17 protein-coding genes are annotated in these 24,517 nt (G+C 48.2%); 8 read left to right on the plus strand and 9 right to left on the minus strand.

Annotated features, from left to right (window positions below; genetic code table 11):
* Positions 1–522 precede the first annotated feature (522 nt).
* The 3 genes from truA to GWG06_RS13405 all read right to left on the minus strand — a co-directional run bounded on the left by truA (position 523) and on the right by GWG06_RS13405 (position 3,426).
* Positions 523–1,284, minus strand: coding sequence for a tRNA pseudouridine(38-40) synthase TruA (gene truA, locus GWG06_RS13395; RefSeq protein WP_160713822.1), 762 nt, complete (start codon positions 1,282–1,284; stop codon positions 523–525).
* Between the two features lie 147 nt (positions 1,285–1,431).
* Positions 1,432–2,853 (minus strand): DUF4476 domain-containing protein, encoded by a 1,422-nt coding sequence (locus GWG06_RS13400; RefSeq protein WP_160713824.1) that lies wholly within the window; start codon positions 2,851–2,853, stop codon positions 1,432–1,434.
* Between the two features lie 75 nt (positions 2,854–2,928).
* The gene (locus GWG06_RS13405; protein ID WP_160713826.1) at positions 2,929–3,426 is read right to left on the minus strand and encodes a biotin/lipoyl-containing protein; all 498 of its coding nucleotides are present in this window, start codon (positions 3,424–3,426) and stop codon (positions 2,929–2,931) included.
* A gap of 132 nt (positions 3,427–3,558) precedes the next feature.
* Between GWG06_RS13405 and GWG06_RS13410 the strand changes: the two genes are divergently transcribed.
* Complete coding sequence (locus GWG06_RS13410) at positions 3,559–6,102, plus strand: M1 family metallopeptidase (protein ID WP_160713828.1); 2,544 nt, start codon at positions 3,559–3,561, stop codon at positions 6,100–6,102.
* Between the two features lie 611 nt (positions 6,103–6,713).
* Here GWG06_RS13410 and GWG06_RS13415 read toward each other — a convergent pair.
* The 4 genes from GWG06_RS13415 to GWG06_RS13430 form a co-directional block, all read right to left on the minus strand.
* A complete protein-coding gene (locus GWG06_RS13415) occupies positions 6,714–7,628 on the minus strand; it encodes a DUF1835 domain-containing protein (RefSeq protein ID WP_160713830.1) in 915 nt (304 codons plus the stop codon).
* Between the two features lie 20 nt (positions 7,629–7,648).
* Positions 7,649–8,428 carry a TPM domain-containing protein gene (locus GWG06_RS30695; protein ID WP_127043687.1) on the minus strand — a complete coding sequence of 260 codons (780 nt, stop codon included), beginning with the start codon at positions 8,426–8,428 and terminating at the stop codon, positions 7,649–7,651.
* Between the two features lie 30 nt (positions 8,429–8,458).
* Positions 8,459–8,914 carry a TPM domain-containing protein gene (locus GWG06_RS13425; protein ID WP_127043686.1) on the minus strand — a complete coding sequence of 152 codons (456 nt, stop codon included), beginning with the start codon at positions 8,912–8,914 and terminating at the stop codon, positions 8,459–8,461.
* A 118-nt stretch (positions 8,915–9,032) separates the two neighbouring features.
* Positions 9,033–9,611, minus strand: coding sequence for a LemA family protein (locus tag GWG06_RS13430; protein WP_127043685.1), 579 nt, complete (start codon positions 9,609–9,611; stop codon positions 9,033–9,035).
* A 387-nt stretch (positions 9,612–9,998) separates the two neighbouring features.
* Here GWG06_RS13430 and GWG06_RS13435 point away from each other — a divergent pair, with 387 nt between their 5' ends.
* The 5 genes from GWG06_RS13435 (at position 9,999) to GWG06_RS13455 (ending at position 16,251) form a co-directional block, all read left to right on the plus strand.
* On the plus strand, positions 9,999–10,463 hold the full coding sequence (locus tag GWG06_RS13435; RefSeq protein WP_127043684.1) for a response regulator: 465 nt from the start codon (positions 9,999–10,001) through the stop codon (positions 10,461–10,463).
* Between the two features lie 59 nt (positions 10,464–10,522).
* Positions 10,523–11,893 (plus strand): dipeptidase, encoded by a 1,371-nt coding sequence (locus GWG06_RS13440; RefSeq protein WP_127043683.1) that lies wholly within the window; start codon positions 10,523–10,525, stop codon positions 11,891–11,893.
* Positions 11,894–11,983: 90 nt separating this feature from the next.
* Positions 11,984–12,385, plus strand: a complete 402-nt coding sequence (locus GWG06_RS13445) for an RNA-binding S4 domain-containing protein (protein WP_127043682.1) — start codon at positions 11,984–11,986, stop codon at positions 12,383–12,385.
* Positions 12,386–12,457: 72 nt separating this feature from the next.
* Positions 12,458–13,678 (plus strand): diaminopimelate decarboxylase, encoded by a 1,221-nt coding sequence (gene lysA / locus GWG06_RS13450; protein ID WP_160713832.1) that lies wholly within the window; start codon positions 12,458–12,460, stop codon positions 13,676–13,678.
* 248 nt (positions 13,679–13,926) lie between these two features.
* Positions 13,927–16,251, plus strand: a complete 2,325-nt coding sequence (locus GWG06_RS13455) for a GAF domain-containing protein (protein ID WP_127038677.1) — start codon at positions 13,927–13,929, stop codon at positions 16,249–16,251.
* 199 nt (positions 16,252–16,450) lie between these two features.
* Here the strand turns inward: GWG06_RS13455 and GWG06_RS13460 are convergent, their stop codons facing one another.
* Together GWG06_RS13460 and GWG06_RS13465 are read right to left on the minus strand one after the other, a co-directional pair.
* Positions 16,451–20,104: a BamA/TamA family outer membrane protein gene (locus GWG06_RS13460; protein WP_160713834.1), complete on the minus strand. Its 3,654-nt coding sequence runs from the start codon at positions 20,102–20,104 to the stop codon at positions 16,451–16,453.
* Entirely contained in the window at positions 20,101–20,952 is an 852-nt protein-coding gene (locus GWG06_RS13465) for a hypothetical protein (RefSeq protein WP_160713836.1), read from the minus strand. The genes GWG06_RS13460 and GWG06_RS13465 overlap by 4 nt, the downstream gene beginning before the upstream one ends.
* A gap of 321 nt (positions 20,953–21,273) precedes the next feature.
* On the opposite strand from GWG06_RS13465, the gene GWG06_RS13470 reads away from it, so the two are divergent.
* Positions 21,274–22,500 carry a Pycsar system effector family protein gene (locus tag GWG06_RS13470; RefSeq protein WP_160713838.1) on the plus strand — a complete coding sequence of 409 codons (1,227 nt, stop codon included), beginning with the start codon at positions 21,274–21,276 and terminating at the stop codon, positions 22,498–22,500.
* A gap of 6 nt (positions 22,501–22,506) precedes the next feature.
* Positions 22,507–24,498 (plus strand): polyphosphate kinase 1, encoded by a 1,992-nt coding sequence (gene ppk1 / locus GWG06_RS13475; RefSeq protein ID WP_160713840.1) that lies wholly within the window; start codon positions 22,507–22,509, stop codon positions 24,496–24,498.
* The last annotated feature ends 19 nt before the right edge of the window (positions 24,499–24,517 follow it).

Raw genomic sequence — 24,517 nt, forward strand, 5'->3', positions numbered from 1 at the left:
TCGGATATGTTAATTATGTTTAGCTTAAACATTACCTGTGTTTTCTGAATCAAACTATCACTAATTTGATTCGTGCTGTTGTTTCCATTCTTTCAAAGAACTTTCGATTACTCTCTTGTAATCTTTGCTGATGTCTGAGATCCGATCTCCGTGGCCTTGCGCCGTACATCTTTATTTCAATTTACAACTGATCGCTTTCCGTTTTCGTTGTCCCGTTATCGTTGGGGTTGCAAAGGTAAGCAACTTTTCATTTCTACCAAATCTTTTTTAAAGATTTTTTCATTTTTATTTTTCAATCCGCAATCGCTGCAAACGCAATAGCAACAAGCGTTACCAAGAACTACGTTTCGAATAAAAAGTGGTAAAAATACAGTGGCGTGAAGAGCTTTTTGTTGTGTGCTTTCTATCAAAGCGGGATGCAAAGGTAAGCGGTTTTTTAACTCTACCAACTATTTTTTAAAAACATTTTCGGACAATCCGCTGAAACACTTTACTACAAAGTGTTTCAGCGGATAAACTTTTTTATCTACCAAAAGAAATCTGCTGTAATAACCCCTCCGGATATGCTACTTTCATCAGAAACAAGCCCTGCGGAGGTACTGCAAAATCAGCCTTTGTGCAATCCCTGCTCTCTATCGCCTCCCGGAAACCTGCCAGCGAAAGCTTACCGCGCCCCACTCTCAGCATCGTTCCTACCAGGCCCCGCACCATTCCCCGCAGGAAACGGTTGGCGGTAACGTTATAGACTATACGCTCTTCTTCCACTGTCCAGTAAGACTCGGCAACAGCACATATAAATGTCTTCACCTGCGTATTCCGTTTGGAAAACGTTGTAAAATCCGCATACTCCTTAATAATGCCCGCGGCTTCCTGCAGTGCTGCCATATCCATCTTATAAGGAAAGAAGTAACCACGGTCCTTCATAAACGGATCCTTATGTGTATATAATGTATACTCATAAGACCTGCTCAGTGCAGCAAAACGACTGTTGGCATCCTCCGGAACACGGTAGATACCCCGCAATACCACATCTTCCGGTAAAATAGCATTGATCTTATACAGGAACTGCGGATGCAGCGGCAAGGCCGTATCAAAATGCAGAAAGTTCTGCCTGGCATTCACGCCGGCATCCGTTCTGCTGGAACCGGTGCTAACAATCGTTTCCCGGAATAAGGTACTCAATGCATTATCCACTTCCGCCTGCACCGTATGTGCATTCTCCTGTACCTGGAAACCGCTGTAGGAGGCTCCTTTGTAAGCAACCTCAATAAAGTATCTGTTCATCGGGTGCGAAATTATTAGATAATTACGAATTACGAATTGCGAATTACGAATGAGGAGCGAAGATATAAGCGAAGAAGTAAATTCTTTATCCGCCTATATCTTCGCTCCTCATTCGTAATTCGCAATTCGTAATTCGTAATTACTTTATCATTTATGTAGCATTGCCTTAAACCTCCCTTTAAAATAACTATCTCCCAGCAGGCTTTCCAGGGAACCATACTTTTCGGTATCGTAGGTTTTGGAATATGCCTGGTCCAGGAGGCGGTAGCGGTTATCATCTGTGGTAAGCAGCTGGACCAGGGTTTTGATCTGGCTGGTTTCCAGGCAGTAGTTGCGGGTCTGCCTGCGGAACACGTCTATCATGCCGTCTTCACTTTTGGCGGCCACGAACTTACGCAGGACTTTCCGGAAGGTGGCATCGTCCATGATATTACCACAATCGGAATTGATCAGGCGGGTGTCGGGGCGCTTCTTTTCCACCGCTGCATCTGCCTCAACGGCGGGCGTGGCGGCAGGCATGGCTGTAGTGGCGGCTTCGTCGGCAGCCTCATTTCGTTTCTTTTTCCTTTTGCTGCCGGCAGGCGCAGCTGCTTCAGCAGCAGGCGCTATGCCGTAACCGCTGGAGTCGGTGATAATATTATTAGGATGTTCGGTATCATCGAACAGTTTACGTTTTTTCTTTTTTGAGCGGGCGGGGGCCTCTTCTGCTTCCGCTACCGGCAGGTCTGTTACCGGCGCGGGTGTTACGGCTGCCGGTACAGGCGCAGGCACACTGGTATTGGCGGGATGGGCACTGTCATCCTGGAATTCAATGAAATCAGGCGAGCCTTCCCTTTTCTTTTGTTTCTTCTGTCTTTTGGCTTCCCGCGCGGATTCTTTCACCTCTTCCGTAGCAGCTTCGCTGGCAGCGGTTCTGCTTTCTTCCGCCAGCACTTCATTCAGCAGCGCTTTCTCCTCTTCGGAGAGCGGCGCTTTTTCCACCCGTTGCTTTTTAGCAGGCAGCTGCTTGCCTTCTGTTGCAGCAACAGGCTGTGGCTCATCACGGTCATCGCCGGTAACTACTACTTTATCGAGTGCTGAGGAGAAACTGTTACTGTTTTTAGGGGTGGCAGCTTTGGCCGGACCGGTTACTGTGGCGGCGCTATTACCGGCAAAAGTGGTTTCCAGGTCTTTTTGCAGGTTGCCCATCATTTCCTTCCGGGCGGTATCTTCTGTATTAGCAGCAGGTACTTCCGGCTCCTGGGCGGCGGCCAGCGCAGTACCGTCGCCATTGTCCGCCTTTATTTCGCGGAATGACTGGAGATTGTAGAGTGTATTCTTCTTCAGCAGGAAGCCCTGGTCGCTGTTGGATATCCGGAGATAGAACTTCTGTTCGGGCCCCTCATTTCTGGCGAAGCCTATGGTAACAGGCACGGTACCGGCTTCCAGACGGGGTAATATAATATATCCCTTCTCGCTGGAGCTGAGCACCTGCCCATTGATCTTTACGTAAAAAGGCTGTCCTTTTTCGTTCTGGATATATACAAAGCGCTTGTCATCCTGTGCGAAGAGTCGCCCACAGCAAAGCAAGCATGCAAATAGATATAATACTGTCCTGTATTTAAGCATACTTATTATGGTATAAAAACTGTCCCTGTGCAAATATTATTCCAGCACGATCAATACCTCTCCTTTTTCTACGGCGGTACGTTCTGTTACTTTCACTTCCTTTACCACGGCATCGGCGGTGGCTTTAAATACGTTTTCCATTTTCATGGCTTCCAGTATGAGTACCGGATCTCCTTTACGGATGGCCTGTCCGGGCGTTACCAGCACTTTCAGTACCAGTCCCGGCATCGGCGCCTTGATATCATTGATTTTCTTGGTCAGTGCATCTTTGATGCCCATAGAGGCCAGCAGCTGATCTATCGGTTCTTCAATACTTATCTCGAACTGTTGCTGATTGATCTGCAGTACAACCGTTTTGGTGTCTTTATCTACTTTCAGCACCTGTGCCTGATAGCTGTGCCCATCCATGATGATGCTGTAATCGCCGGTTGGCAGCTGTGCTGAAGACCAGTCTACTTCCTGGTTATTGCAGATAAGCACCGGGTCCTGACTGATCGTATATGCGGACTTACCATTTACTGTTGCTTTGATCATAATCTTAGTTTATTGGCTGTAAGCATAACAAAAATAGCATTTTTAACCACTTACCTCATTATTGTCCCATTTGTTTAAATTTGGCGCTTTATAAAAGCGTAAGCTGTTACATTTGTTTAAACCGACATTTACATGAATCAACATTTGAAGCAAACCTTCATTGGCCTGCTATTGGGTGGTGCTGCAGTACTGGGCACCGCTCCGTCCCTGACGGCGCAGTCCCAGCAGGAGGATCCTGCCCTCAAAATTTACAGAGCCTCGGCCACCAAAGTGAACGACCTGGTGCATACCAAGCTGGACGTGCGTTTTGACTATGCCAAAAGGTATCTGTATGGCAAGGCATGGATCACCCTGAAACCGCATTTTTACAACACCGACTCCCTGGTACTCGATGCCAAAGGCATGGATATTAAAGAGGTGGCTGTAGTGAAGGGAGGCAAGAATGTTCCGCTGAAATATAGTTATACAGATGAGCTGCAGCTGCATATTGGCCTGGATAAAACTTACCGTCCGTCAGAATCATATATTATTTATATCAGCTATACGGCAAAACCCAATGAGCTGAAAGCCCAGGGCAGCGCCGCCATTTCAGATGCCAAAGGTTTATACTTTATTAATCCTGATGGTAAAGAACCCAATAAACCAACACAGATATGGACCCAGGGCGAAACAGAAAGCTCTTCCGCCTGGTTTCCTACCATCGATAAAACCAACCAGAAATGCACCCAGGAGCTTAGCATGACGGTGGAAAAGAAATATGTGACCCTCTCCAACGGCAAGCTGGTCAGCCAGAAAAGTAATGCTGACGGCACCCGTACAGATACCTGGAAGATGGACCTCCCCCATTCTCCCTATCTTTTTATGATGGCGATCGGCGACTATGCCGTTGTAAAAGACTCCTGGCGCGGAAAAGAAGTGAACTACTATCTTGAACGCCCCTACGAAAAATATGCTAAGGCTATCTTCGGCAATACGCCTGAAATGATGACCTTCTACTCCAGGATACTCGGCTACGACTACCCCTGGGTGAAATACTCACAGGTTACCGCCCGCGATTATGTTTCCGGCGCCATGGAAAATACTACAGCCACCCTGCACGGCGAATTCCTGCAGAAAACAGACCGGGAGCTGCTGGATAACAACAATTACAATGAATGCGTCATTGCCCATGAATTGTTCCATCACTGGTTCGGCGACCTCGCCACATCAGAGTCCTGGAGCAACCTCACCGTCAACGAGTCCTTCGCCGACTACAGCGAATACCTCTGGCTGGAATATAAATACGGTAAGGACGCTGCTGATGAGCACAGCTATGAGGCGCTGATGTCCTATCTTTCCATGGTGCAGTATTCGGGAGATAAAGACCTGGTACGCTTCCACTATCAGAGCCGGGAAGATATGTTTGACCAGATCACCTACCAGAAAGGCGGCCGCATTCTTCACATGCTCCGCAATGCTATAGGCGATTCTGCCTTCTTTAAATCGCTGAACGTATACCTGAAAAACAATGCCTTCAAATCTACAGAAGCACACCAGCTGCGCCTGGCTTTTGAAGAAGTTACCGGCCGTGATATGAACTGGTTCTTCAATCAGTGGTATTTCGGCAAGGGCTTCCCGGAGCTGGACATCAGCTATAAATACAACGATGCCGCCGGTAAAGTAACTGTTATCCTGCAGCAGATCCAGAAAGATCCTAAAGTATGGCAGCTGCCGATGGCTATTGACATTTACAGCGGAGGTAAAAAAGAAAGACACCAGGTGACGATGAACAACCGTGTGGACTCTTTCACGTTCGCTTACACTGCCAGACCTGATCTCGTAAATGTGGATGCGGACAAAGTAATTTTATCCAAGAAAGATGACCACCGCGATTTCTCTACTTATGCTTACCAGTATGCACATGCGCCTCAGTACATGGATCGCCGTATAGCCATAGAGGCTGCTGCAGAAGCACACACCAAAAATCCGGAAGCGCTCAAACTGCTGCAGCAGGCGCTGTCAGACAAATACCACGGTCTGCGTGTATTGGCTGCCAGCTCACTGAATATGAAAAACGCTGGCGTGCAATCCGCTACCATAGCGCAGTTAACAACTATGTCCAAACAGGATCCGAATGCGCTGGCAAGAGCAGCCGCCCTCAAACAGCTGGGTGAGCTGAAAAATGCACAATACAGCCCGCTGTTCGAATCCGCTACCAAAGACAAGTCTTACGGTGTGCAGGCTGCCGGTCTGGAAGCCCTCGCAGAACTGGATCCTGAAAAGGCATATACCATTGCCAGACAATTGCAGACTGATGCCCGCGGTAAGCTGGTAAGCGCCATCTCCAGCGTTTTTGCCCGCAAAGGCAATCCGGAAGATATCTCTTTTGTAGCTTCCAAATTCGATGAAATCAGCGGCCAGGATAAGCTCAACGCAGCCTTCGACTATCTCGGCTTCCTTGCCAAAATAAATAACACCGAAGCCATCAAACACGGCGTTGATCAGATAAAGGCCATGACCGCTCATTTCAATAACTCCCAGGTAAACACCTACATCAGCAACTGGCTGCAGGAAATATCCACCGCCAAAAACAGAGAAGCTACCGCCACCACCGGCGCCCAAAGGGAAGCTCTCCAGCAACAGGCTGACATCATGAAAAAAGCCTCCGGCGAAATCCGCGCCACCATCAAAGACTAGGGTTTATTTGGTTATGGGGAGATTTGGTTATTTGAGATTTAACCGAAGCGGAGACCGGAGTTATTTGATTATTTAATTATTTGAGATTTCATTTCAGCGGAGATATATGCGAAGACAATCGTGTATATCTCCGTTGTTTTTGGGGGATATTTCTTCCTGATCTGGTTTTCGGTTAGATAACAATCTGGAAGTGCAGCCTGTTATTCGCACAAATCTACGTACTGGTCAAATCTCAAATAACCAAATCTCAATTAACTAATTGCAAAGCATGTTATTCGCACAAACCTACGTGCTGGTCAAATCTCAATTAACCAAATCTCAATTAACTAAATGCAAAGCATGTTATTCGCACAAACCTACGTACTGGTCAAATCTCAAATAACCAAATCTCAAATAACTAAATGCAAAGCATGTTATTCGCACAAACCTACGTGCTGGTCAAATCTCAATTAACCAAATCTCAATTAACTAAATGCAAAGCATGTTATTCGCACAAATCTACGTACTGGTCAAATCTCAAATAACCAAATCTCAAATAACTAAATGCAAAGCATGTTATTCGCATAAATCTCCGCTTTAATTAAATCTCAAATAACCAAATAATCAAATAACTAAATGGAAGTGGTGCTTTGGGTGGCGGGGTTCCAGCGCCAGGGGCAGTTGGCGAGGCGGACGCCGCCCAGCCAGCGGTGCTGGAGGGGAGTGTAGACGAGGTAGTTTTCTTCGCCGGCGAGGATTTCGCGCCCCAGACTGGTGATACGCAGCATCTGGGCATCTTCTTCGATGACGCCGGCGGCGATCATACGTTGTTTGAGGATGTCCAGCTGGAAGTCGCCGAAGCCATAGATTTTCTGTTCATCCCAGAAGGAGATGTAGAGGTCGTACCAGCGGTAGTTGCCGAGTGCCAGCTTTTGCAGGAAGAACAGTTCAATAGTGCTGAGGCCGGAGTTGATATCGGGGAACCTGTGCAGGTGAGCCCTGATGGCTGCCGGCAGGTGTTTCAGATTACCGGGAGGCATTTGGGCGATGGTTTCCAGCGCCTGTGGCGTATGCAGGCAGTAGGCATCCCAGGCATCGTCTGCCAGCTGCAGATCGGCGTCTGTGAGCGCAACGCGCTGCTGCATCAGGGTGGGGAAACCGGCAATATCGGGATGATGGGGCAGGTCTGCCACACTGATAACGGGAAGAGGGGAAAGGTTATTTTTCAGGTAATGGATGATGAACAGCATATTGATCTGGCAGAAGAGGTCATATTCGAACCAGAGGATAATTTCATCATAAGAAGAGCCGGAGATTTTTATTTTCTCCAGCTCCTGTACTACATTGGTATAATAGGTTTGTTTATCTATGCCATAGTGATATTCCAGATGTTTGGCGCGGCTTTCAAAGAATACGGCTGCATCCTTCGTATATTTCACCTTGCCTTCGCTCATCATTTCCCTGCAAACCACCACTTCGCCTTCCAGCTTACTTTGCCGGAACAGGGTAAGCGTCGCATCTCCGTTCAACACATGCAAATATGACATAAGACAATTTTTCGATGTTATTACCAGCTACCGCTGGCGCCACCGCCGCCTCCGGAGCCGCCTCCGAAACCGCCGAAGCCGCCTCCGCCTCCACCACCAGACCAGCCGCCACCGCCGCCGCCTCCAAAGCCACTCATACCACCAATAACGGGCCATAACCAGCCGCCTCTTCGGTTGTAGGTAGTGCCGCCGCCACCACCGCCGCCACCGCGGCCAATAATGGAAACGAGGATAACGATAACGAGTATAATCAGGAAGATGCCTCCCGGACTGATGCCTGGCTTACTTTGCCGTGGGTCTGCCCGGTATTCGCCGGCTGCCGCTTTCTTTACAGCGTCCACAGCGCCGTCGAGCCCCTGATAGTAATGGCCTTCCCGGAATGCCGGCTTAATAATCCGGGAAATAATTTCATTGGCGATGGCGTCGGGCACTGCGCCCTCCATGCCATAGCCGGTTTCTATCCTGATCTTTCTGTCTTCTACAGCAACAAGAATCAGGAGTCCATTGTTTTTGCCTTTGGTGCCTATTCCCCAATCGCGCAGAATTTTCAATGCCACCTGGCTGATATCGTAGTCGCCTACAGATTTCAGTGTGACTACCGCAATCTGGGTGGAGGTACTGTCGTAGTACGCTACCAGTTTATGTTCCAGTGCATCGTCCTCATCTTTGAGGAGGATACCGGCAAAATCGTTTACTAAAGTCGGAGGATTGGGCCGTGGCGGTATCTGCTGCGCATTCGCGAGCAAACCTGCCAGCAGCAGTAATCCCGGTAAAAACCAGCGTAATATCCTCATCTTCATCTATGCTAAATTCGTTTTAAAACAGTGGTCTTAATTACCGAAAACAATATCGTCCGGCAATTCATTACTATCTCCTGCTTCGTGCGGGAAGTGTGTGCGGAGCGATTCCCCTATTTCGCGGATGCATTCCTCAATACCTTCGATGATGTGACTGTCCTGGAAATGTGTTCTTAACAGGGTGGCTTCTTTCTGCCAGAAATCGTCGCCTACTTTTTCGTGGATGCCCTGATCTCCGACAATGGCAAACTGCCTGTCCCTGATGGCCACATATACCAGTACGCCGTTCCGCTGTTTGGTTTTTTCCATGCCCAGGGAAAGAAAGGCTTCCCTTGCGCGGTCAATGGGATCCACGTAGGTGCAGTGGTTTTCCACGAACAATCTTATTTCACCGGAGGTGAGCCTTTCGGCCACACGGATAGCCTGCACCAGTCGGTTCTTTTCCGTTTCGGAAAAAATCTCTTTACGTTTAAAAGGGAAAAAGCGCATACTTAAATATTTAGTTATTTGAGATTTTTCCATTGGGTTATTTAGCATACAGCGAAGACCTGGAATTGATCTTCGCTGCATTTTAAATAATCAAATAAAAAAATGATAACATCTCAAATTAGAATTTCACTTCAGGGGCCTTATCAGATCCGGCCTGCGCTTCGAAGTAACCTTTCTGTTTGAAACCGGTGATGCCGGCGATAATATTATTCGGGAACGTGCGTACGTTGCTGTTGTAGCCGTTTACAGCATCATTGAAATCGTTGCGGGCAACGTTGATTCTGTTTTCGGTACCTTCCAGCTGTGCCTGCAGGTTCAGGAAGTTCTGATTGGCTTTCAGTTCAGGATAGTTTTCTGATACGGCGAGCAGGCGGCCGAGTGCCTGGCTCAGCTGACCCTGTGCAGCCTGGTACTGCTGTATTTTCTCAGGGCTGAGGTCACTGGCATCTACTTTGATCTGGGTGGCGCTTGCGCGGGCCTCCATTACTTTGGTCAGGGTTTCAGTTTCAAAATTGGCGGCACCTTTTACAGTACTAACCAGATTAGGGATCAGATCGGCCCTGCGTTGATAGCTGCTTTGTACAACACCCCATTTGTTCTTCACATTTTCGTCCTGTTTAACTAATCCATTGTACTTTCCGCAACCGAACATGCCGAGTAATACGACAACAATGATTACAATGATTCCTGTTTTCATCTGAATAAGAATTTAAGTTTAAAGTGCCGGTTAAGATGCAAAACCTATTCCCGTTTTGTTACTTACCGGTGTAAGCAGTTGTTTTCACGGTAAAAGCTACAAAAAAAGCGGTAAACGCCTGCTTTTCGTAACTACGCGAAAATATGGAAACTAACGGAGTAAACCGCTATTGATTAGGGAAACCATGAATTTAAAAAAAAGTTCATTCATCCTTGAAATATTCGAGCTAAAACACTATGTTTATATGTACCTTTGCCATAGTCTTCCCGGAAGATGTACGATAGTGAATAAACGTGAATGGGACAGGATAAATACCAAATCGTTAATACAAGGTTTCATTGTTTCTAACTCATTTATTATTACTAACTTGGAACTAAGTCTGCTTAAATGAGTGCTCAACACATCCATATACTCTATATTGATGATGAAATACATAACCTGAATGCCTTCAAAGCTTCTTTCAGGAGGCTTTACAATGTATCCACCGCCACCTCGGCAGAAGAAGCGGTTAAGTTACTGGAGGAACGGGAATTTCACATCATCATTTCCGATCAACGTATGCCCAAAATGACCGGAATAGAGTTTTTTGAGTCTATACTGGAAAAGTACCCCGAGCCTATACGTATGCTCCTTACCGGCTATGCCGATATTAATGCCGTGGTAGATGCCATCAACAAGGGACAGGTATATAAATATTTCTCCAAACCCTGGAATGAGGAGGAATTGAGGCATAATATTGAAAAGGCCTATGAAGTGTACGCTCTCCGCAGGGAAAATAAAGAACTGACCGCCAAACTCCTGGATGTCAACGAAAAGCTGGAATTCCTGGTACGCCAGAAGCTCATTTCCTAAACGCTGATTGTTCTTTTTCCTTTAACTTGCACCCCATTGTGAATTTAATTTCCTGAATCATGCAAGTTTGGAAAGATTACCAGGCACAACACCAAGACCGTTTCCTGGAAGAATTGCTGGCATTGTTACGCATACCTTCCGTAAGTGCCGACTCCCGCTTCAACGGCGATGTTCAAAAATGTGCTGAAGCTGTAAAAGCCCGCCTGCAGGAAGCCGGCGCGGATAATGTAGAAGTATGCCCTACCGCAGGACATCCCATCGTTTATGGAGAAAAGATCATAGATCCATCCTTACCTACCGTACTGGTATACGGCCACTATGACGTGCAACCCGCAGATCCGCTGGAACTGTGGCACAGCGGCCCGTTTGAACCGGTGATTAAAGACGGTAACATATATGCCCGTGGCAGCGCGGACGACAAAGGCCAGTTTTACATGCATGTAAAGGCTTTTGAAACCATGCATAAAACCAACACCATCCCCTGCAATATCAAATTCATGATTGAAGGGGAAGAAGAAGTAGGTTCAGCCAACCTGGGCATCTTCCTGAAAGAAAACAAGGAACGCCTGAAGGCAGACGTAGTACTGATTTCAGACACCTCCATGATCAGCCTCGACAACCCATCCATTGATACCGGCCTGCGTGGCCTGGCATACATGGAAGTAGAAGTGACAGGTCCTAACCGCGACCTGCACAGCGGCGTTTATGGCGGCGCCGTAGCCAATCCGGCTACCATCCTCGCCAAAATGATCGCTTCCCTGCACGATGAGAACAACCACATCACCATTCCGGGATTCTATGACAAAGTCCAGGAGCTGTCTGCCGAAGACAGAGCCGCACTCAACGCCGCTCCTTTCGACGAAGCGGAATACAAGCAGGACCTGGGCATCGACGATGTATGGGGAGAAAAAGGCTACAGCACCATCGAAAGAACCGGTATCCGTCCTACTGTAGAGGTAAACGGCATCTGGGGCGGCTACACCGGCGAAGGCTCCAAGACCGTACTGCCTTCCAAGGCATTTGCCAAAATATCCATGCGCCTGGTACCCGATCAGGACTGGCATGAAATATCCGACCTCTTCACCAAACACTTCGAAGCCATTGCGCCTAAGAGCGTGAAAGTGAAGGTGACCAAGCATCATGGCGGCAGCCCGTATGTTACGCCAACCGACTCGGTAGCGTTCCAGGCAGCTCATAAAGCCATCCATGCCACTTTCGGCAAAGACCCTATTCCGGTACGCGGCGGCGGCAGTATTCCGATCGTTGCGCTGTTTGAAAAGGAACTGGGCCTCAAAACCGTACTGATGGGCTTCGGACTGGACAGCGATAACCTGCACTCTCCCAACGAAAAATATGGCCTCGCCAACTACTATAAGGGTATTGAAACCATCCCTTATTTCCATAAATTCTTCGCTGAAATGCACAAATAGCCTATGGCTGTGGCTTTTAGCGGATCTTTACTATTAAAGTAGCCGTCAGCGGCCGGCCAACCGGCTGCTGACAGCTAAAAGCTTGTAACCATGACAACAGAAAAAGTTCGTGTAGATAAATATCTCTGGGCCATCCGGGTGTTCAAAACCCGTAGCCAGGCCTCCGATGCCTGCGATGGCGGTAAAGTAAAACTGAACGGCAACACCGCTAAAGCCGCTAAACCCGTTTCCCTGGGCGATAAATTTGAGATCAAAACAGAAGCCCGCAAATGGGTGATAGAAGTAACAGGCATCATTTCCAACCGCGTAGCCTACAGCGAAGCCATTAAATACTATGTAGATAACACACCGGAAGAAGATCAGACGGCCCCCAAACAAATGGCCGCCATATTCCATACCGGCAAACGCCAGAGCAAAATCGGCCGCCCGACCAAAAAAGACAGAAGAAGTATAGACGGATTTCTCGAAGGAGATGGCGACGGGGATGAATAACCGCTTTTTTCTATAATTTCTCAGTTTTGCGTAGTAATTTTGCCACCTCATACATAAATCAAGGAGTAATCAATGCCTAAACAAAGCGACGTACTTGCTGCAGATTTCCTCGTGAAAATAGCGGAAGAATTTGGTACCCCGGTATACATCTACCATGCAGAAAAAATTAAAACGCAATATGAAAAGCTCCAGAAGGCTTTTCAGAAGGCTAACACCCGCTTTTTCTACGCCTGTAAGGCATTGACCAATATCAATATCCTGAAGTACATCAACTCCATTGGTTGCGGACTGGATACGGTATCCATACAGGAAGTACAGCTCGGCCTCAAAGCAGGATTTGATCCTAAAAACATCATCTTTACCCCCAACTGCGTAGATCTGCAGGAAATTATTGCAGCCAAGGACCTGGGCGTTATCATCAACATAGATAACCTCTCTATCCTGGAACAGTTCGGGAATAAATTCGGCGACAGCTACCCTATCTGCATCCGTCTGAACCCACATATTATGGCCGGCGGTAACTTTAAAATTTCTACCGGACATATAGACAGCAAGTTTGGTATCTCCATTCACCAGATGCGCCACATCGAGCGGATCGTGAAATCCACCAAACTGAAAGTAACCGGCCTGCACATGCATACCGGCTCCGAAATCAAGGATGTAGACGTATTCCTGCGCGGCGTGGAAATCATGTTTGAAATGACACAGCATTTCCCCGACCTGGAATCCATTGACCTGGGCAGCGGCTTCAAAGTAGCCTACCAGCAAGGCGATCCTGAAACAGACATCGACCTCCTGGGCAAAAAACTCAGCGACGCGTTCAATAATTTCGCAAAAAACTATGAACGCCCCCTGCAACTCTGGTTTGAACCGGGAAAATATCTCGTCAGCCAGTGCGGCTACTTCGTCGTAAAAGCCAACGTCATCAAACAAACCACTGCCAATGTATTCGTAGGCGTGAACTCAGGATTCAACCACCTGATCAGACCTATGTTCTACGATGCCTTCCACCTGATACGCAATATCTCCAACCCGAAAGGCACGGAACGTATCTATACCGTAGTCGGCAATATCTGCGAAACAGATACCTTCGGATGGGACAGGAAAATAAACGAAGTAAGGGAAGGAGACTTCCTGGTATTCTATAACGCCGGCGCCTATGGCTTCGAAATGTCATCCAACTTCAACTCCCGCCTGAAACCTGCGGAAGTAATGGTGAAAGACGGTAAACCGTTCCTGATCCGTAAACGGGATACCATAGATGACCTGCTGAAAAACCAGATTGAAATTTAGGAATTTTGGAATTTATTTATTTTGAAATTTAAAATGCAGCGAAGATGAATCAGTTATGATTTTCCTCGCTGCATTTTTAAATTACGAAATCACAAAATTCCAAAATCACAAAATATTAGTCCTACCTTTACGTCTGCATATTATATCCCCTGGTTACTCCTGCACTGCTTTACTGTAATTGTAATAACACTTTTTTTTGATGTCACGCAACTAAAGACGAAGCCTTTGGTTATAATTATATACCCGATATGAAAGTTTTAACTGCACAACCTGGTGTATTTAACGATGATAAACTGATAGAGTCCAACATATCATTTGCACCCTTTCTTCGCTTTCTGAAAGAAAAGGCCGCCAATGATGCTGATCCGCGGTCGTCTTTCTATCGTATGATCATTGATAAATTCGAGAGCAATCCCGAAACGCTGCAACCTATCCCTGCCACAACCGATCTTGCCCCCTATAAAGAATACCTGGATCTGCTTACTGCTGCGATATTTCCCATCACCGCAGATACCAGCAGAGACATATACGGCATCGGCGTGCCCTTTAAATTTGCCATCTTCTATTATTCCGACCTGTTCAAACAGCTGTTCACCGGCGGTAAAATGGAACTGGCCGTAGTGCCGCACGGCATCTCCGTCAATAAAGTAAAAAAAGATAAGCTCACCTGGCTCTACAAGCTCATTATGGAGCGCGTATACAACTGGCCGGTGAACTACCAGACCGAAATCATCCACACCATTGACTGGCCCGACGGTACCAAACGCTATGTGAAAGTGAATATAGACCCGCGCTTCGTGGATGTGAAGGTAAAAGGAGATATACCTCCGCTGGATTACAACAACTACTGCTCGTACAAAATACAACCGGAAGCCCTGCAGGACATCCTGCCGCCGGAAAAGTTTTCCCTGGAAGGCTTTGTAGTATGGACCGTGGAAGATGTTACGCAATCAGAAATTGTGAATAACATCAAAGGCCTGGTGATGAACATGAAAGCCAACAACGAAGTGGAAAGCTACCGCACCCTGGAAAAGATGATCCCCAGCATCATGGGCGTTTCAGACGTGACCGCCCATATCGTGCCTTTCCCCAAAGTAAACGGCAAAAATGTTCTGGAAGACCAGTTCACCGGCACCGATCCTATACTGGGTATCGGCAATAAAAAACAACAGCAGCACTTCTTCCAGCTGCTGCTGGATCATGCTGCCGAACAACCCTCCCCACTGATTATTCCGGATGTCAACGAAGGCACTACCGCCGCATACGGCTTCCTGAAATATCTTCCTATAAAAAATATCAGGAGCTTCATCCTCTTCCCTATCACCCATAAAAATGAGATACTGGGTGTACTGGAGCTGGCATCATCCAGAAGTAATGCACTCGCTGCAGAACCGCTCTGGAAGCTGGAATCCACCTACCCGCTGGTGGTACTGATGCTGAACCGCAGCATGAGCATACTGGACGGACGTCTCAACGAAGTGCTGAAAGACCAGTTTACGGCCCTGCAACCCGCTGTGGAATGGAAATTCACCGAAGCGGCCTGGAACTACCTGCTCACACCACGCGAGGAAAGAAAAGATATTGAAAACATATCCTTCGAAGAAGTATATCCGCTCTACGGCGCCATCGATATCAGAAACTCTTCCGTACAACAAAGCAATGCCATCCGCGAAGACCTGCAGGAACAACTGGAACTGATCCGCGAAACCCTCCGGCGAATCAGCGAGGAAATACACCTCCCGCTGCTGGAAGAACTGCAGTTCAAAACCAATGATTTCCTCCAGAACCTCAGTCACAACCTGCTTGCAGGCGAAGACCTGAAAGTCAACGAATTCATGGATCAGGAAATACAACCGATACTGGAACACCTGTGCGATGGCAGCGAAACACTAAAACCTGTGCTGGAAAACTACTTCGCCCGCATAGACAAATCTGAGGGACATGTTTTCCATCACCGCAGGGAATACGAGGAAAGCCTGTCTACCGTCAATACCGCTATCAGCCAGTACCTGGAAAAGGAACGTGAATACATACAACAATCCTTCCCCTGCTACTTTGAAAAATACCGTACTGACGGTATCGAATATACGATTTACATAGGCCAGTCTATTGCACACGAGAAAAAGTTTGATCATCTCTACCTGCGTAACCTGCGCCTGTGGCAGCTTACATCAATGGCCAACATCGCGAAGCTCACTCACAAGATGTCGTCCCAGCTGAAAGTACCGCTGCAGACCACCCAGATGATTCTCATGCACAGCGCTCCTATCACCATCAGTTTCCGCAGCGATGAACGCCGCTTTGATGTGGAAGGCGCCTATAATATCCGCTACGAGATCATCAAAAAACGTATCGACAAGGTACACGTAAAAGATACCGGCGAAAGACTCACCCAACCGGGCACCATCTCCATGGTGTACTCCTACGTCCGCGAAATGGAGGAACTCCGCAAATACATCACCTTCCTTCAAAGCAAAAATATCCTGCTCCCTGATGTGGAAATGCTCGACCTGGAAGAATTACAGGGTGTGAGCGGATTGAAGGCGATTAGAGTTAAAGTTAATCTGGATTAAGAATTACGAATTACGAATTATGAATTGCGAATGTCAGCGAAGATGTAAGAGAAGATATAAGAAAAGATGTAAGCGAAGATATTAGCGAATATAAAAGCGAAGAACCCGTCTGGTTAGATCCGGACGGGTTCTTCGTTTTTATATTCGCTAATATCTTCGCTTACATTCGCAATTCATAATTCGTAATTCGTAATTGGATTTAAAACTTAAATCCCAACGTAACATACGGAATCGTTTCTTCTCTCGAATGCGCTACCACTGCGGTGACGATTAACGCATTAACCGGGGCCAGGTAAAGGCCTCCGCCATAGCCGTCGTGCCATACATGGGAGGTTTCGTTGTCCTGCCATACGCGGCCGACATCATTGAAAACGAGGAGGCCTACCTGTGCAGGCAGGACGTAGGTTTTCAGATCGAAGAGTTTGGCGCGTATTTCAGTGTTGTTGTAAACGCCTGCGCCGCCGGCGAAACGGTAGTTGCGGTAACCGCGCAGATTCTGCACACCGCCTACGGTTACTGCCTGGAAGTATTCATAATCGCCCCAGATTTTGCTGCCGCCAAAACGCGTTACGATCACGATGTTGGCTGGTACGCGGAAGCTCATATACATGCTCAGGTCCGAAGACAACTGGCTGTAATTACGGCTGCTGCCTTCCAGTCCTCTGTTGGCGGTGAAGGAGGTCGTCCACAGGATACCTCTGGTAGGAATAAGTTTATTATTACGGGTATCTATCTGTGCAACAACTTTAGCGCCGGCATACCATTTATTGGTGAAGATGCTGGCAGAGTCCAGCTTATTCTGGCCGAAGCTGGTGATAAAGCGGTTATTGTTTTCATCCTTGTCGAAGGAGTAATGGTTGACAGCAGCGCCGTAGGCCAGGCTGAGATGATTGCTCAGATTGGTTTTCAGCAGTCCTTCTGCGGTATACAGGTTGAAGCGTGCGCGGTAGTAACTGATGGTTTTATTATTACTCTTATCGAAAACGGTTTCGTTGCCATAACCGAAAAAGTTGATGGTATTATTGGGCGCTTTCGCTCTGGCCAGCAGCAGCAGGTCCGTCTTACCAATAACATCTGTGTACTCGCCTTCATACCGGAAATTCCAGGCTTTGGTAGCAAGGGCGTGGGTGGCGGTGAAGACGTGTTTGGCAGAGAAAGGCTCCTTACGGAAGGCGTGCCGGGTAATGGTAAGTCCCAGTCCCAGCAGCACACCATCGTCGCGGTTATAACCGCCGGCCAGCATGGGGAATGTTTTATTGTACTGGAAAGCGCTTCTGTTATAGCTGATATTGGCGGGGTCATTGGACAGGCGCCGTTGTTCGTTGCCGGTTAAAGCAAAGGAGTCTTTGGTACTGCGCTGGTCGTATATACGTATACGTTTGCCCGCACGTGCCGTGGTGCTGTCTATGTAAGTATCCCTTTCTGCGCCGCCAATGAGACGGATACGTATCGGCGAGCCATGATCGCCTTTAATCACGAACCGGTCTTTTCCACCGAGGCCATATACATTCACCTCTCTGGTTTCTTTCGGATCGAAGGTGCGGGAGTAGATGTTCTGCTCTACTTCTCCTTTTTTGCTGATCTTGAATATATCGAGTGCTACGGCTCCTCCTTCTTTTCTGTTTACAACAAACAGCTCATTCTTTTTGGTGCCGGGAACATCCACGCCTTTGGCGAGGAAGCGGTAGTATTTAAGCATATTATCTTTCAGAATGCTGCGGCGCACGGACAGGCGGTGGAGCATCACAGGGCCTACCTGTGTACGGATCGTATCCGGGAAGGCGTTGACAGCAGCGGTGATAACACTGTCTGTCATCTTTGCCAGCAGCTTATCTGTTTGTTTCTCCCAGTCCTTTTTCTCCAGTTCATTCATGAAGGAGCGGTCAAAATAGCGGGCGCTGAACTGGAAACCATTGACATCCGGAATTTTATCCCGGAAGCCCTGAATGCCCGGGAGCAGCCATGGCCGCGACATCATCCGGGGGAGCAATCCTTCGTTTATAAAGAAAGCCTGATCGCGGTCGCGGGGAATGGGCAGATAGTACTCCTGACCTTTATGTTTTTCCTTGTACCACCGCCACTGGTCATCGTGGCGGTCGAAGTCCATGATGTAGGTATCGAAGATGCGTGCGCGCAGCACTGCTTTCTGATCCACATGCACGTCATTGTCTCCCCATATTTTATCCAGTACTTTAGGTGTGCTGTAGGTTTTATCATTTTTCCCTGTCACTGGTTCCCGCTCTTCGAAGAGATAAACTTCTCCGCCGAAGTCATTGGCATACACGCCCAGGGCGGTATCTGCGGGAAGATATACGAAGGTGGGATGAGTATGTGGTACGCCGGCAGCTGCTGCCAGCACGCTTACAGCCAGGGGCGCGTAGGGATTGGCGGCGGAGATCTGGTCCTGTACCACTTCGCGGGCAATTGTTTCACGGAGCATTTCCGGGATGGCTGCCAGCGGGAATTTTTTGAGGGAGCGCATGGCATACTCCGTACCGGAGCTGTCTGCCAGGCGGAGGGAATGTGTTTGTTTACCACCGCCGCGCTGCAGAATTTTCAGTCCGCCTTTGGCAGTGCCTATATCCAGTACGGGAAATTTCAGTTTGGTGTTCCATACTTCGCGGTAGTTGCTACCCAGGAGAAATTTGTGAAAGCGGTTTACGCCAGCGTACTGTGTATCGGCGGCCATGGTGATATAGGGAGGCAGGGTTGCCGGGGCGCTGTAACTGCGTGCTTGTTTTACAAGATCTTCCATATGCAGCAGCGTATCGCTGAAAGCAGGTCCTGACAGGTCATCCGCAAGATAATACTGCACGCGTACAGTATTGTCTGCCAGCAGTTCGAGTACGCTGAAGCCGTTGTCGCAGGTAGCATACAGGGATTTGCGTCCTTTTTTCACGCGGTTGTTTTTGGCGCCGCTACCGCTCACCACATAGGCGTTCTGCTGATCTTTGATGAGCTGCAGCGTATGATCGTGACCGGATACGAAGATCACCGGGCCATGTGGTTTGAAGGCAGCTTCCACCCCTTTTACCATTTCCTGGTATTTGGGATTGGGAAGATCTTCCGGCGTACCCAGCACGCCACGGGCAAAAGGATATATAGAGCCTATTACCGGCAATGGCACATACAGCCAGGGTTTCAGGTCGGTAAGCGGGAAGATGTGCTGTTTGATAGTATAATAGCCGCCGTGAATACCATAGCTCCTGAAAGGATGGTGTGTGGCAAATATGAGCAGTTTGTTACGGTTCAGCGCTACAATTTCTGACAGGCGGGTGAGCACTTCATCCTTATCCTTGCAATCGCAGTCGGACTCCACACCGGGCTTGGAGTAAGGGAATACCCACCATTCGCTGTCCATCACCACAAGGGTAATACTATCGGATATCTTCACTTCTACGGGGCCGGGGCATCCGTCTTTCGGCAGGAAGGTGACATTATCCAGGAGCTGGGAATCTACGTATTGCTGCTGGTTACGGATCGTCTGCCAGCCATCAGGTTTACTTTTGGCCCAGTCGTGATTACCGGGAATGATGATACCGCGGGTGTTGGTACCTCTGACAAGGTTAATCTGATAGTCCAGTATCTCTTTTGCGTCAGGGTAGGCCGGTGTTGTTGAGTCGGGTAACCCTTTCGGATATACGTTATCGCCGAGAAAGAGGATGGTATTTTTATCTTCCTGCAGGTCATACAGTTTGCGGACGGCATCTACCACGGGATTCCGGTGGTTGTTGTGCAGTTCGCCGGCATCACCGATCAGGATGATACGTTTAATTACAGCCGGACGCTGTGCCGGCAGCAGATGGCTTATCAGCAGTAACAGGAAGGCTGTAATGATGGCTCTCTTTATCATTGGTGCTTGTAGGTAAATTTAAGAATATTGGCGACGCCGTCGTAGCCGCCTTCGTTAGAGATATACATATCGCCGCCTGGTGCAAAGGCCAGTCCTTCCGGTTGCAGGAACAGCCGGTGTTTCAGGTTATAGGCTTCCTGTATGTGCCCCTGCAGATCGCTGATTACCAGCAGGCCGTTTACGGAGGCGATGATGTACAGTCTTTTTTCCACCGGATGTATGGCGGCGGCGGAAGGTTTAAAGAAGCGCATGTCATTGCCCGCCAGTTTAGCTATTTCACGGCTGTCGAAATGATAGATGGCAGTGGAATCGAAAGTACGCGTGGCGAGGTTGAACCTGAAAGCACTGGATTGTCCGGTCTTTTTATCTTCCGCCGAATTTTTCGACAGCAGGATGACAGCATTCTGGTTCCGGTCATAATAAGTGGCTTCAAATTCACGTTTACCATCTTTCGGGAATTTGTAATGCGTGCTGGAGGCGCTGTCTGTAAACAGGCCATGCACTTCAAACAGGGAGCCGTTGCTTTTCAGTACGAACCAGCCGCTGTCTGTTTTACAAATGTCTTCATAGTCGCCGTTTTTGGCAAATTTCCAGGAAGGATAAGGTTGTGTGGTGGTGACATCTATCTCAAAAACTTTCCCTTCCTCATCGTTCACTGCCATAATACGGTGTTCATCAGGAAACAGCTCTATACCGGAAATTTCCTGCATAGATTCACGGACCCTGAAACGTACCGGCTCTTTCAGATTATATCCGGAGGGAGAAGAATATACTTTTTGTTCCCGGTCGCCAAAAGTATTGCAGGCGTGTAACAATATTGATATGATCAGCAGGGTTCTAATGTACATACAGCGACTTTATAGCATAAATTTAACTCAAAAATGCAGTAACTTCAGGGATATTTGAGATTTGGATATCTGAGATGCTATCATTTGAAATGCAGCTGCGTGCGATGCGCAGATGAATACACCTATCTTTGGTGTTTTAAATGATGACAGCTTACATAACAAGTCCCGGTATCCAGGAGATTGATCATCTGAAAACAGGGAAGAAGCAGGCGATATGCTCCGCCTGTCTTTGAAAATCAACGGCGCAAATGTCTGATAAAAAAAGATATTTCCGCTTCCGGCACATCTCAAATGATCGGTTCTCAGACAAAAAAAATTCATATGCAGTATAGCACACTCATTGATGCCGCCAGAGACTATGTGATGAACATGTATCAGCAGCATCCCCGCCCGGATCTTGTTTATCACAATATGGAACACACGAAGCAGGTAGTACAGGCAGCTTCGCAGATAGCGGCGCATTACCGCCTGCAGGAAGAAGAACTGGCCGCCGTTTATATTGCTGCATGGTTCCATGATACCGGCTACCTGCTGGGCGAAGGCAAAGAGCATGAAAGCAACGGAGCGGCAGAAGCCGGTCGTTTCCTGGACGGACAACAGGCGCCTGAAAATATTAAAACAATGGTACAGGGCTCCATCCTGGCAACCAAAATGCCGCAATCCCCGAAGACGCTGGTGGAAATGATTGTCTGCGATGCAGACCTCTTCCATCTCGGCTCCAAAGATTTCGCCGACAGGAACAAACTGCTCCGACAGGAAATTGAGCAGGTTTACAACAAGGATATTCCGGCTACCGCCTGGATCGCCAATAATATCACCTTTCTCACCAGCCATCATTACTGGACTGATTACGTACAGACATTAAGCAAACAACAGAAAGAAGAAAACATAGACAAGCTGCATAAAAAGCTGGAAAAAAAATCGGCAGAAAGCCCTGCAGCAGCCATCACAACCAATATACCCGTGAAAGAAGAAAAGGATAATAAAGAGAAAAAAGACAAGAAAGTCAAGAAGCCGGAACGCGGTATAGAAACCATGTTCAGGATCACTTCCACCAACCATATCCGGCTCAGCTCCATGGCCGATACCAAAGCCCATATCATGATTTCGGTAAATTCCATCGTGATATCATTTATGCTCACCGTACTGGTGCGCCGCCTGGAAGACTATCCCAATATGATTATCCCGGCTATCATCTTCCTGACTACTTCAGTGATCACCATCATATTTTCAGTACTCGCCACCCGCCCGAATATTACCAGCGGGGTATTTACGAAAGACGATATCGCGAATAAAAAGACCAACCTGCTGTTCTTCGGCAATTTTTACAGGATGAAGCTGGAAGAATACCAATGGGGAATGCAGCAGATGATGGAAGACGCAGACTTCCTCTATGGCAGTATGACCAAAGACGTATACAGCCTGGGCGTTGTGCTGGGCCACAAATACAAGCTGCTGCGTATATCCTATAACGTATTTATGTACGGCCTGATCGCATCTGTGCTGGCATTTATGACAGCTGCTATTTTCTTTCCGGTAAAAGCCTAACAATTCATGGACGTTCCTTTATATAACCGCGATCTGAGCTGGTTGTCATTTAATTACCGGGTATTGCAGATGGCGGCTGGCCAACAGGTGCCGCTTTACGAACGCATTAAGTTTCTCTCCATCTTCTCCTCCAACCTGGACGAGTTCTTCAAAGTACGCATGCCGGCGGTGCTGGCCATCAACAAAGTACTGGAGAAAGATCCGGCAGCCGGCAACGATGAAGCACTGACCTCCGATACTCTCCGGGAAGTGCTGCAGGAAATCAACCGCCAGCAGGAAGAATACGGGAAGATATTCACCGGCAGCATACTCCCTGCATTAGCACAGAAAGGCGTAACGCTGCTGTATAAAACACCGCCGGATGCCGCCTTCACCGCTGCCACCAGAGAATATTTCCTGACCAATATCCTCGCTTATCTGCAGCCGGTATGGCTGAACGGTTCACAGGATGACTTCTTCCCGGAAAACAATGCGCTGTATCATGCCGTTACCTTAATACCGGATAATGATCCGCAGGCGCTGCGCTATGTGCTGGTCAACATTCCCGCTGCGCTGAAACGCTTTATCACCCTGCCCTCCGGAGATGGCGTATTTAACATCGCTTTCCTGGACGATGCTATCCGCGCGCATCTTTCCTATCTGTTTCCGGGATATACCATACAGGGCTGCCACAGCTTCAAACTCACCCGCAATGCGGAAATGGATATGGACGAAGTGAAAGGCGATATCCTGGAAGAAGTGGAAACGTTGATCCGTAAACGTGAGCTGGGGGTGCCTACCCGCTTCCTCTATGATGCGGAGATGCCCGTCCAGCTGCTGCAGTTCCTGGCTGCCCGCTTCGGCGTAGCCGATAATGAAAAGGTTCCCGGAGGCCGCTACCATAACCTCAGGGACCTGGCAGACCTTCCCATGCCCGCCGGCTGGAACGACGCCCTGTATCCACGCGTTACTCCGGCCGACAATCCCGCTGCGGCAGGAACAGACTACCTGCTGAACCTTATCCAGCAGCAGGATATACTCATTCATCTTCCCTATCAGCAATACAATCATATTCTCCGCTTCTTTAACGAAGCTGCTACAGACAGAGACGTACAGGAGATTTATGTCACGCTTTACCGCATCGCCTCCGGCTCGCAGATAGCCCAGGCCCTGATCAGCGCTGCCCGCAACGGCAAACAGGTAACGGTATTTGTGGAACTGAAAGCCCGCTTCGACGAAGCCAATAACATCCGCTGGTCTAAACGGATGAAAGAAGCCGGCGTAAAAATCATTTACAGCATTCCTGGCATGAAAGTACATGCCAAAACAGCGCTGGTAAAGCGCCGCCGTGGATACGAATGGGATTACTCCGGCCTCATTGCCACAGGTAACTTCAATGAAAGCACCGCCCGTTTTTATACAGACCATGTGCTGTTTACTTCCCATGCAGGTATCACCCGCGAAATGGAATTACTGTTTCTTTACCTGCAGAGCCGCGAGCAGCCCGATGGTTACCGGTTTCTGAAATTTGAACACCTGCTGGTAGCTCAGTTTAATATGATCAGCAGATTCACCGCCCTGATAGACCGTGAAATAGCCCATGCCCGCGAAGGCAGGCCCGCAAGGATGATTATCAAAATAAACAACCTCCAGGAAAAAGGAATGATCGCCAAACTGTATGAGGCCAGCCTGGCCGGCGTACAGGTAGAACTGATTGTCCGCAGCATCAACTGCCTGGTGCCCGGTATTCCGGAAAGCGCAAATATCCGCATCACGCGGATTGTAGACCGTTACCTGGAACATGCCCGCGTATTTGTATTCCATAATAATGGCGGAGAAGAAACCTATATCGGCTCTGCCGACTGGATGAACCGCAATCTGCACCGCCGCATAGAAGTATGTGTACAGGTATATGATACCGCCCTGCAACAGCAGCTGAAAGATATACTGCGCCTGCAACTGGAAGATCCTCAACATGCGCAGCAGGCGATTCAGTCCTATGTGCAAAATATAATGTAAATTAGATAGTACGATTTAA

Source organism: Chitinophaga solisilvae, from assembly GCF_009928525.1.
Classification (GTDB): Bacteria; Bacteroidota; Bacteroidia; order Chitinophagales; family Chitinophagaceae; genus Chitinophaga; species Chitinophaga solisilvae.